This window comes from Streptomyces sp. NPDC005202 (assembly GCF_040608235.1).
In the GTDB taxonomy this organism is placed as follows: Bacteria; Actinomycetota; Actinomycetes; order Streptomycetales; family Streptomycetaceae; genus Streptomyces.
Map to the genome: position 1 here is coordinate 205,871 of NZ_JBEXHW010000003.1, position 12,337 is coordinate 218,207.

The 12,337-nt window shown below is 74.7% G+C and carries 1 protein-coding gene; it reads left to right on the forward strand.

The features are described 5' to 3' along the window. Positions 1-211 precede the first annotated feature (211 nt). A partial coding sequence (locus ABZV31_RS07615; RefSeq protein ID WP_355889518.1) for an SDR family NAD(P)-dependent oxidoreductase occupies positions 212-12,337 on the forward strand: 12,126 nt, incomplete at its 3' end.

Here is a 12,337-nt window from a genome sequence, read left to right on the forward strand (position 1 = left end):
TCCGCGCCGGTGACGGTCCGCCGTCGTACGACCGATACAGCACACGCATCCGTACGACCGGTGCGGCACCCGCTGCGGCACCCGCATCGGTACGACCGGTGCGGCACCCGCGTCGGTACGACAGGTGCGGTACCCGCATCCGTCGTACGCGGCCCCCGTACCGGTCGTACGGAAACCGCCTGAACCCCCGTTCCTGAGGACACCTGCCCCGATGCCTGCGAACGAGTTCCCGAAGCAGTCCGCCGAGACGTCCGTCACCACCCCCGAGGGCCTGCGCGCCAGGCTGGCCTCAGCCGTCGCCGAGGTTGCCGGGCTCGACCCGCTGGCCGTCGACCCGGACCGGCCGATCGCCGAATTCGGCCTGGGATCACGCCAGTTGGTGGCACTGGCCGCGGAGCTCGCCGCGCAAACCGGCCGGTCCGTGGAGCCGTCCCTCGTCTTCAACCACCCCACGATCACGGAGCTCGCCGCGGCAATCCTCGGCGAACAGCCCACGGAACCGGCCGACTTGGCAGCGCACGACACCCCCGTGCGGACGGACGACGACATCGCGATCGTCTCCATGGCCTGCCGCTTCCCCGGCGGCGCCGAGGACCCCGAAGGGCTGTGGCGGCTGCTCGCCGCGGGCGGCGACGCCATCTCCGAGGTACCCGCGGGCCGTTGGGACACCCAGGGGCTCTACGACCCCGACCCCGAGGCCACCGGCAAGGCGTACACCCTGCGCGGCGGCTTCCTCGACGGCATCGACCGCTTCGACGCGCCCTTCTTCGGGATCTCGCCCCGCGAGGCCGCCGCCATGGACCCGCAGCAGCGGCTGCTGCTGCAGACCACCTGGGAGGCCATCGAGCGGGCCGGCATCGTCCCGGATGCGCTGCACGGCAGCTCCACGGGCGTCTACATCGGCCTGTACGACAGCGGATACCTCGCCTCGGCCTCGCTCGCCCAGCTCGACGGGCACGTCGGCACGGGCTCGGCGTCCAGCGTGGCCTCGGGGCGCATCGCCTACACCCTCGGTCTGCAGGGCCCGGCGGTCACCGTCGACACCGCCTGCTCCTCCTCCCTCGTCGCCCTGCACCTCGCGGCGCGGGCGCTGGCTGGCGGGGAGTGCGACCTCGCGCTGGCGGGCGGCGCGACGCTCATGGTGACCCCGCGCGGGCACGTGGAGTTCAGCAGGCTACGCGGGCTGTCGCCGTCCGGCCGGTGCAGCCCGTTCTCGGCCGACGCGGACGGCGTGGTGTGGGCCGAGGGCTGCGGCGTGGTCCTGCTGAAGCGGCTCGCGGACGCCCGACGCGACGGCGACCGCGTCCTCGCCGTCGTCAAGGGCTCCGCCATCAACCAGGACGGTCGCAGCCAGGGACTGAGCGCGCCGAACGGCCCGGCCCAGGAACGGGTGCTGCGCGCCGCCCTGGACGCCGCCGGACTCGCGCCGGACGACCTGGACTACGTCGAGGCGCACGGCACGGGCACCCTGCTCGGCGACCCCATCGAGGGCCGGGCGCTGGCTGCCGTCTTCGGACCGGGCCGCCAAGCCGAACGGCCCCTCGGCGTCGGCTCCCTGAAGTCCAACATCGGTCACACGCAGGCCGCGGCGGGTATCGGCGGCGTCATCAAGACGGTGCTGGCCCTGAGGCACGAGCTCATCCCGGCGTCCCTGCACGCCGAGACGCTCACGGAGCACATCGACTGGGCGGGCAGCGGCCTACGCATCCACCGCAGCGCCCAGGCGTGGCCGCGGAGCGGCGACCGCACACGCCGCGCGGGGGTGAGCGCGTTCGGGATCAGCGGCACGAACGCGCACGTGGTGCTGGAGGAAGCACCGGACGACCTCGTACGGCCCACCACGGACGCGGAGCTGCCGGGCACGACCCTCTTCCCGCTCTCCGCCCGCACCCTCCCCGCCCTTCAGGGACAGGCCGATCGGCTGCGCCAACTCCTCGCGGACCAGGCGCGGTTGCCGCTGGCCTCCGTGGCCGCGACGCTGGCCCACCACCGCACCCACTTCGAGCACCGGGCCGTCGTCCAGGCGGCCGACCGGGACGAACTGCTGACCGCGTTGCGGGCCCTCGCCGAGGGGCGGCCCGACGCGGACCTGACCGTCGGCCCGCACACCGCGCTCCCGGCCGGCAAGGTGGCCTTCGTCTTCCCCGGGCAGGGCGCCCAGTGGGCCGGGATGGCCCGGGACCTGCTGGAGAGCGACCCGGTGTTCGCGGACGAACTCGACCGCTGCGACGCCGCCCTGCGCCCGTTCACCGAATGGTCGGCGGCGGCCGTCCTGCGGGGCGACGCCGGTGCGCCGTCCCTGGACCGCGTGGACGTCGTCCAGCCGGTGCTCTTCGCGGTGATGGTGTCCCTGGCCGCCGTGTGGCGGGCCCGTGGCGTACGGCCGGACGCCGTGATCGGGCACAGCCAGGGCGAGGTCGCCGCGGCCTGTGTCGCCGGGGCGCTCAGCCTCAACGACGCGGCGGCGGTGGTCGCCCTTCGCAGCCGGGCCCTGACGGAGCTGTCCGGCACCGGCACGATGGCCGTCGTCGCCCTGCCGCACACCGAGGTCGAGAGGCGCCTCGACGGTCTCGACGGCCGGGTCTCCGTCGCCGCCGTCAACAGCGGCCGGGCCACCGTGATCGCCGGTGACGTGGAGCCGCTGGAGGAACTGCTCGCCGACCTCGACCGGGAGCAGGTCTTCGTCCGCCGCATCGACGTCGCCTACGCCTCCCACAGCGCCCAGGTCGAGCCGGTCCGCGCGACGATCCTCGACGAACTCGACGGCGTCACCACCCACCCCACGTCGGTCGCCTGGTACTCGACGGTGACCGGTGAGCCGGTCACCGAGGAGCTGGAAGCCGACTACTGGTACTCCAACCTGCGCGAACCCGTCCGCTTCGGGCCCACCGTGGAGCGCATGGCGGCCGACGGCCACCGCTACTTCGTCGAACTCGGCCCCCACCCGTCCCTGCTCACCGCCGTGCACACGATCGGCGAGGACTCCGGCCACGAGCTGGTCGCCGTCGGCTCGCTCCGCCGCGACGAAGACGGACCCGCCTGCCTGGACCGCGCCGCCGCCGAACTCCACGTCCACGGACGGACGATCGACTGGCGCCGCCTGGTCGCCGACACCGCCCCCGCGGACCTGCCGACCTACGCCTGGGACACCCAGCGCCACTGGATCGAGCCCGAGTCCGCCGCCGGCGTCCCTGGCCTCTTCGACCGCGCCGCGCACCCGTTGCTCGGCGTCCAGTTGCAGTCGGCGGACGCGACCCGCTGGACCTTCCGCAACGAGTGGTCTCCGGCCACCGCCGACTGGCTGCCCGACCACACCGTCTTCGGCCGGACCGTGGTGTCGGGCACCACCCTCATGGAGCTGTGCCGCGCCGCACTCGCCGTGGCCCGCCCGGACGCCCCGGCCGACGTCACCGACCTGCTCCTCCTCACGCCCCTCGTACTGCCCTCCCCCAAGTTATCGACTTCGCTCGAACAGGGAGGTACCCCCATCGGCACGGTCGAGGTGTCCGTCGAGGTGGTCACCGCCCACTCGGTGCCGGAGATCACCGTGCACAGCCGTCCGCGCGGTCAGGAGGCCACGGGCTGGACCCTGCACGCCACCGCGTCGGCGGCGGAGCCGGCCGGGGTGACGGCGGGGCAGCCGCCGGTGTGGCCGGAGGCCGCCGAACCGGCGTGGAGCCCGCAGACGTACGAGCGACTGACCGGCCTCGGCCTCCGCTACGGCCCCGCCTTCCAGGGCGTACGCGAGGCGGTGGTCACCGGCGACGGCGAGCTGCTGGCCCGGCTGTCGCTGCCGTCCGTCGCCCGCGACCTCGCCGACCCCTACCCGGTCCACCCAGCGCTGCTGGACGCCGCACTGCACGTGGCCGCCGGGTTCGACGCCTCCGAGGGCAGGGTGCTGCTGCCGGTCGCGGTGGGCCGCTGTGTGCTGCCGTCCGGCGGCGCCGACGAGCTGACGGCGTCCGTACGGCGCACGGGAGGCTCCGGTACGGACCTCACGCTGGACGTCACACTGTGGGACGCCGACGGCTTCCCGGCCGGCCGCCTGGAGGGCGTACGCCTGCGCGCAGCCGACCCGGCCGACCTGACCAGCGCCTCGGAGAACGGCCGGCATCTGTACGAGGTGGCGTGGACGGCCGTGACCGAAGAGCCCGCAGGGGCGCCGGGCGCCGAGTGGGCTTTCGTCGGCGACGGCACGGATCCGGAGGTCACCGCCGCCCTGCACGGACTCGAAGCGGCCGGGATCCAGCTGGGCGAGACGGGGGCCGACGTCCTCGTACGGTTCTGGCCACGCCCGGCCGACGACGCCGAACCGGCCGCCGCGGCACGGGAGTTGGCGGCAGTCGCCCTGGCCGAACTGCAAGGGCTCGTCACGCGGAACGAGGCGCCCACCCGGACCGTCTGGGTGACCCGTGGCGCGGTCGCGGCCGGCGACGGGGACACGGTGCCGGGCCTCGCCCAGTCGGTGCTGTGGGGTCTGGCCCGCAGCGCCCGCACCGAGCACCCGGACCTCGGGCTGACGCTGCTCGACCTCGACAGCGGCGACCCCGCGGGCGCCCTGCTGGAGGCCGTCGCCCACCCCGACGAGCCCGAACTCGCCCTCCGCGCGGGCACGCTGCTCGCGCCCCGGCTGGTGCGCGCCCGCGCCAAGGACACGGACCTCGCGTGGGCACCCACCGACGGCACCGTGCTGATCACCGGAGGCCTCGGCGCGGTCGGCCGCCACATCGCCCGGCTTTTCGCCGAACGCGGCGTACCACGCCTGCTGCTGACCTCCCGTCAGGGTGCCGCAGACCCGCGCACCGCCGAGGTCACCGCCGAACTCACCGCGCTCGGCACCGAGATCGAGGTCGCGGCGTGCGACGTCGCGGACGCGAGGGCCGTGGCCGACGTCCTCGGACGGATCGGCGACGAGCTGCCGCTGCGTGGCGTCGTGCACTGCGCCGGAATCCTGGACGACGGGGTGGTTGCCGAGCTGACGCCCGAACGCCTCGCCGGAGTACTGCGCCCCAAGGCCGACGGCGCCGCCCACCTGCACCGGCTCACCGCCGACACCCCGCTGCGGATGTTCCTGCTGGTCTCCTCGGCCGCCGGTGTCGTCGGCAACGCGGGCCAGGCCAACTACGCGGCCGCCAACGTCTTCCTCGACCAACTCGCCCACCGCCGAAGGGCCCTGGGCCTGCCCGCCGTGTCGGTCTCCTTCGGCGCCTGGTCGGGCGAGGGCCTCGCCGCCGCACACGCCGACCTGGAGCGCATGGCCCGCCTCGGCCACCGTCCCCTCACCCCCGACCAGGGCCGCGACCTGGTCGAACTCTCCCTGCGCCGGGGCGCTGCGCACCTGGTCGCCTGGGCCCTGGACCTGCCCCGCCTGCGCGAGACCACGGCCGCCGCGGGCGGCCCCTCGGCCGCCCTGTGGCGCTCGCTGCTGCCCGCACCCCGCACCGGGCAGGACGGCGGCGACGGCCTGGCGGACCGCCTGGCCCGGCTGCCGGAGGCCGAACGCGCCGACCGCGTCCTGGCCCTGGTCCGCGAGGAGGCCTCCCGCGCCCTCGGCCTGCGCTCGGCGGAGTCCGTCCGCCCCGACCAGCCGCTGCGCGAACTCGGCATGGACTCCGTGACGGCCGTCGAACTGCGCAACCGCATCGGCGCCCGCCTCGGCGCCAGGCTCCCCGCGACCCTGCTGTTCGACCACCCCACCCCGGCCCGCCTCGCCGAGTACCTGCTGACCACCGCGCTCGCGACGAGCGGCCGTACCACCCGTCGCCCCGACTCCCGCCCCACCCGCACCACGGCCGCGCCGTCCGACGAGCCGGTGGCCCTCGTGGCCATGGCCTGCCGCCTTCCGGGCGGCGTGAACGACCCGGAGGGCCTGTGGCGGCTGGTCGCGGAGGGCCACGACGCGGTCGGCCCGTTCCCGGCCGGGCGGTGGGACGTGGAGTCCCTGTACGACCCCGACCCGGACGCCCCGGGCAAGTCGTACGCCCGGGAAGGCGGCTTCCTCGACGACATCGAGTCCTTCGACGCGGGCTTCTTCGGCATCACCCCGAAGGAGGCGGCGGCCATGGACCCGCAGCAGCGGCTGCTCCTGGAGACGGCGTGGGAGGCGCTGGAGCGCGCCGGGATCGTGCCCGCGCGACTGGCGGGGAGCACCACCGGCGTGTACGTCGGCATGTTCGGCAGCGACTATCTCGCGGGCTCCCGGCTCGACCAGCTGGACGGGTACGTCGGCACGGGGTCGGCGCTGAGCGTGGCCTCGGGCCGGCTCGCGTACGCGCTGGGGCTGCACGGCCCCGCGCTGACGGTCGACACGGCGTGCTCGTCGTCACTGGTCGCGGTGCACCTGGCGGCACAGGCGCTGCGGTCGGGCGAGTGCGACCTGGCACTCGCCGGAGGCGTGACGCTCATGGTGACGCCGCAGACCTTCGTGGAGTTCAGCCGACTGCGGGGCCTGTCCGCGACCGGCCGCTGCCGGTCCTTCTCCGACGACGCCGACGGCGCCATCTGGGCCGAGGGCGCCGGCATGATCGTACTGAAGCGGCTGAGCGACGCACGGCGCGACGGTGACCGGGTACTGGCGGTGCTGCGTGGCACGGCCGTCAACCAGGACGGCCGCAGCCAGGGGCTGTCCGCGCCCAACGGCCCGGCCCAGGAGCAGGTGATCCGGCGGGCGCTGGAGCTGTCCGGGCTGGAACCCGCCGACATCGACTACGTGGAGGCGCACGGCACGGGCACGACACTGGGCGACCCGATCGAGGCGAACGCCCTGTCGCAGGTCTTCGGTGACTCGCGCCCCCAGGACCACCCCCTGTACCTGGGCTCGCTCAAGTCCAACCTCGGGCACACGCAGGCCGCTTCGGGCGTGGCCGGGCTGATCAAGGTGGTGCAGTCGCTGCGGCACCAGACCCTGCCGGCCACCCTGCACGCCGGCACGCCCAGCAGGCACGTCGACTGGGACGGCAGCGGACTGCACCTGCTGCAGGAGCCGGTGGCCTGGCCGGCGGCGGGGGAGCGGGTCCGGCGAGCCGGGGTCAGCGCCTTCGGGATCAGCGGAACCAACGCGCACGTGATCGTCGAGGAGGCTCCGCCGGCCGAGGCCGAGTTCACGAGCGAACTCCCGGCCGGAAAGCAGCTGTTCGTCGTGTCCGCACGGAGCGAGGCCGCGCTGCGGGGGCAGGCCGCCCGGCTGGCCCGGCACCTGACCGAGGACACCTCCCTGCCGGACGTCGCCCACACCCTCGCGCGGCACCGCAGCCACTTCGAGTGGCGGGCCGCGATCGCGGCGGGCGACCGGGACGAACTGCGCGCACTGCTCCAAGGGTTGGGCAGCGGACGGGCGCCGGTCGTCCCGCCGCACGAGGAGCAGACCGGCAAGGTGGCCTTCGTCTTCGCCGGGCACGGCGGCCAATGGCCCGGCATGGGCCTGGGGTTGATGGCCGGGTCGGAAGCGTTCCGCGAGGAGCTGACCCGCATCGACGAGGCGGTGCAGCGGTACGTCGGCTGGTCCGTGCTCAACGTGCTGCGGGCACCGGAGGAGTTCTCCCCGCTCGACCGGACCGAGTACCTGCAGCCGGTGCTGTTCGCGGTCAACGCGGCGCTGGCCGCCGCCTGGCGGCCCCTCGGCATCACCCCCGACGCCGTGGTCGGCCACAGCCTGGGCGAGATCGCCGCCGCGTACAGCGCGGGCGCCCTCACCCTCGACGACGCCGTCGCCGTCGTCACGGGCCGCGCCCAGGCCGTCGTACCCCTGGTCGGGCAGGGCGGCATGGTGTCCGTCGAGCTGCCGCGCACGCGGGTCGAGGAGCTGCTCGCACCGTACGCGGGCCGGCTGTTCGTCGCCGCGGTCAACAGCTCCGGCTCCATGGCCGTCTCCGGCGACGCCGACGCGCTGGCCGAGCTGCGCCGGCACCTCGAGGAGCAGGAGATCCCCGTACGACGGCTGTCGACGCCGTTCGCCTCGCACACACCGCTGATGGAACCGCTGCGGGAGGAGCTGCTCGACCGCCTCTCCGGCATCCGGGGCACACAGGCACCGACCCCCCTGTACTCGACGGTCCTTGCCGAACCCGTCCCCGGTGACCGGCTGGACGCCGACTACTGGTACGCCAACCTCAGCCGACCCGTCCGCTTCGCGGACACGGTCCGACAAATGCTGGACGACGGCTACCGCTACTTCGTCGAGCTCAGCCCGCACCCGTCGCTGCTCTCCTCGATCGAGGCGGTGGCGGCCGAGGCCGGGATCGACGCGGTGGGTGTCGGCTCGCTGCGCCGGCAGCAGGACGGGCACGACGTTCTGCTACGCAGGCTGGGCGAGTTGTACGCCGCCGGGCACACGCCCGACTGGACGGTGCTGTTCCCCGAGGGCCGCCGCGTCGACCTGCCCACGTACGCGTTCGCCCGCGAGCGTCACTGGCTCGCGCCCGCACCGGCCACCGCGGCAGGCTCCTCGCCGCTCCTGGGCACGCACGTCGAGTCCAGCGACGAGCCCGACCGGCACCTCTTCCAGAGCGACATCGACCTCAGTGACAGCCGTTTCGCCTATCTGACCGACCACCGGGTCAACGGCGAGGTCTGGCTGCCGGGTGCCGCCCTCCTCGACATGGCCCTGGAGGCCGCCTCGGCCGTGCAGGACGGCCACGACGTGCGCCTGGCCGACGTCAGGTTCGTCCAGCCGCTGCGGCTGGATCCCGAGCGGCCCGTACGGCTGCAACTGGTCCTGCGGCCCGCCGAGGACGGTTTCCGTGCCTTCACCGTCGCCTCCGCGGCCGCCGGTGAGCGGCGTACGCGGTGGGAGCGGCACGTCAGCGGACGCGTCGCGGTGCACGCGGTGGGGTCCCCGACCGACGCGCAGCTCGCCGCGGTGCGCGAGCAGTGTGCGGAAGAGGTCGACCTGTCGGCCGTCTACGCCGGGCTGACCGCCCTCGGCATCGACTACGGCCCCGCCTTCCGGGGGCTCGAGACGGGGCACCGCACGCAGGCCGCGGCCGTCGGCCGGCTGACCGCCAGGCCCGCCGCCGGTCACCTCCTGCACCCCGTGGTCCTCGACGCCGCCTTCCACACGGCCGCCCTGCCCGGCGACGCACCCGAGGGCCGGGCGTTCGTGCCCGCCGGCGTCGGACGGCTGCGGTTCACCGGGCTGCGCACCACACCCGCGTGGGTGACCTGCCAGCTGCGGTCCGTGGGCGGCGACACCGCGACCCTGGACCTGAGGATCTGGGACGAGAACGAGCAACTGGTCCTGGAGGCCGAGGAATTCGAGCTGGCCGCACTCTCGCCGCTGGACGGCGCGCTCTTCGAGACCCGCTGGCAGCCGCGCCCGGTCGCCCAGGAACCGCCCGCCCACGGCAGCTGGCTGATCCTGGCCGACGACACCGGAGTGGCCGGCGAACTCGGCGAGCGGCTCGGCTCCTCGGTGCCGCACGTCATCGCCCGCAGCGGCAGCGCCTTCGCCGCAGAGGGGCCCGGCCGGTACGTCCTCGACCCGGCCGATCCGCAGCACCTGGCCCGGCTGCTGGACGAGGCCTTCCCGGACGGACCGCCCGAGCGGGTGGTCCAGCTCTCCGCGCTCGACGCCCCGGCCATCGAGGACGCCCATACGGCCGAGGAGGCCGCGCGGCTGTGCTGCCTGAGCACCCTGCACCTGGTGCGCACGCTGGCCGACCGTCAGCAGAGCCGCGCGCCACGCCTGTTCGTGGTCGTGCGCGGCAGTCAGCCCGCCGGTGACAGCACCCGGGTGACCAACCCCCAGCAGGCGCTCGCCTGGGGCTTCGGGCTCGCGGTGGCGCAGGAGTACCCGGAGCTGTCGACCACGCTGATCGACCTGCCGCCCACCGGCGGCGTCGACGGCCTGTGGACCCAGCTCAGGCACGCGGACGACGAACGGCTCGTCGCCCTGCGCGGGGCGGGCCGGCTGGTGCCGCGCCTGGCCCGCACCCACCCGGACGACGACGGCCACGGCGAGACCGCCCCGGACGACGTGCACCTGATCACCGGCGGTCTGGGCGGCCTCGGCCGCGTCGTCGCCGAGCGACTGGTCCGGCGCGGTGCCCGCCGATTGGCGTTGATGAGCCGTGGCACGCCCGACCCGGACACCGCGCGCTGGATCGAGGGCCTCGAAGAGCGCGGCGTCACCGTGCACCTCACCCGCGCCGACGTCGCCGATCGGGACGGTCTCGCGGCCGCCCTGGAGGCCCTACGACGAGAGGCCGGCCCGATCGCCGCAGTCGTGCACGCGGCCGGTGTGCTCGACGACGCCACGGTGGCGAACCTGACCGACGAACGCGTCCTGCGCGTGCTCGCCCCCAAGGTCCTGGGCACCGCCCTCCTCACCGAACTGACCCCGGAAGCCGAAACCCTGGTCCTGTTCGCCTCGGCGGCCGGACTCCTCGGCTCGGCCGGGCAGTCCCCGTACTCGGCGGCGAATGCCTTCCTCGACGCCTGGGCGCACCACCTCTCCCGCACCGACCGCCGGGCGCTGAGCCTGGACTGGGGCGCCTGGGCCGGAGTCGGCATGGTCGCCGAGTCCGGCACCCGGGCCGCCGAGACCAGCCGGTCGGGCCTGATCGCCTTCTCCCCGCAGGAGGGCGGCGAGTTGTTCGAGCGGGTGCTGGGCACGGCCCGCCGCCAGCTCGCTCCCCTCGCCCTGGACTGGGAGATGCTGACCCTCGTGCCGGACGCCGTGCGCACCCGCCCGATCCTGGGCGATCTGGTCACCGCACCGACGGGCACGGCCGCCTCCGACGACCTCGTCAAGAAGGTGTTCGCGGCGACGACCGACCAGGACCGCACCACCTGGCTCGAGGCGTACGTACGGGCCCGGATCGGCGAGGTCTCCGGGGGAGCGGTGGACGTGTCCGCGACCACTGCCCTGAAGGAACTGGGCCTCGACTCCCTCATGCTGGTACGGCTGCGCAACGCCTTCGCCCGCGAACTGGGCGCCGAGCTCCCGGCCGCCGACGTGTTCGCGGCCTCCGACATCCGCGGCCTCGCCCGGGCTCTGGGCGAGGCCCTGCCGGAGCGCGAGGCCGTGGCGCAGGAGCGGCCCGCCGACCTCACGGCGGACGTGCCGGAGACCGAACTGCGGCCCGCGACCCGCGACGTCGTACGACTGCTGCGCAGCGCCCAGCCGGGCATGCCCGAGGCGGCGCACGGCATCGGCCTGGCCGTACGCCTGACCACGCCGACCACCCGCGAGACGCTCACCGGCATCCTCGACCGCCTCGTCGCCCGGCACGCGGCCCTGCGCACCGCGATCGTCACCGGCAGCGAAGGCGGCCGGCAGCTGCGCGTGGACCGGGAGGTGGCCGGGCCGGTGCTGCGCTGGACGACCGCCGAGGGCGAACTCGATGCCGCCGACCGGCTGCGGGAGCTGCTGGAGCCGCCCTTCGACCTGGGGAGGGCGCCGTTGTGGCGGTTCGAGTTGGTGGACGGCGGCCCGCGCGGCCAGATCCTGGTGTTCGGCGCCCACCACGCGGTGAGCGATCTGCAGTCGCTGCTGCTCGTGGCCGGAGAGATCGACGCGGAACTGTCCGGCACCCCGCTCGTGGGTGCCGTCACCAACCGCGACGTCCACCTGCTCGTCGAGGCCCAGCAGGGCGGTGAGGGCGCCGGCGCCGAGTGGCGCGAGCACTTCCACGGCAGCGAGCGGCTCGACCTGGAGCTCGCCCGGCCCCGCCCGGCGGCACGGTCGTACCGGGCCGGCAGCGTGACCGTGACGATCCCCGACGGGCTGATGGAGCGGATGTCGGCGGCCGCGAGCAGGCTGGCGATCACTCCCGCAGCCTTCTGCCTCGGCACGCTGACGGTGCTGCTGGCCAGGAAGCGGGAGCGGGAGCGGTTCGTGCTCGCCGTGCCCGTGGACACCCGTATTCACGCCGACGCCTACGACGCGGTGGGCTTCTTCGGCGTACCGGTGCCGTTCCCGGCGGAGGCCCGGGCGGGCGAGCCGGTCGCCGAGGTGCTGCGCCGCACGGACGGGCGCCTGCAGCGGGTCCTGGCCAAGGGCGCCACGTTCTCGGACGTCCTGGCCACGCTGGCCCGGCAGGGGCTGCACCGGGAGAACGCGCCGCTCGTCGAGGTCTACTTCAACTACGTGCGCTCCTCGCACCGTCTCACCCAGCTGGAGGTGCTGCCGGCCGGCACCGGCTACTCCGACCTCGACCTGATGATCACCATGACCCCGGACGCGGCACGCATCCGGCTCGACCACAACCTGGACATCCTGGACGCGGCGGCCACGGCCGAGCTGGGGGAGGAGTTCCTGCGGCTGCTCGGGGAGACGGCGGAGGATCCGACGGCACTGGTGCGGGCCGCCCAGGTTCCGGCTGCCGAGGTTGCCGCT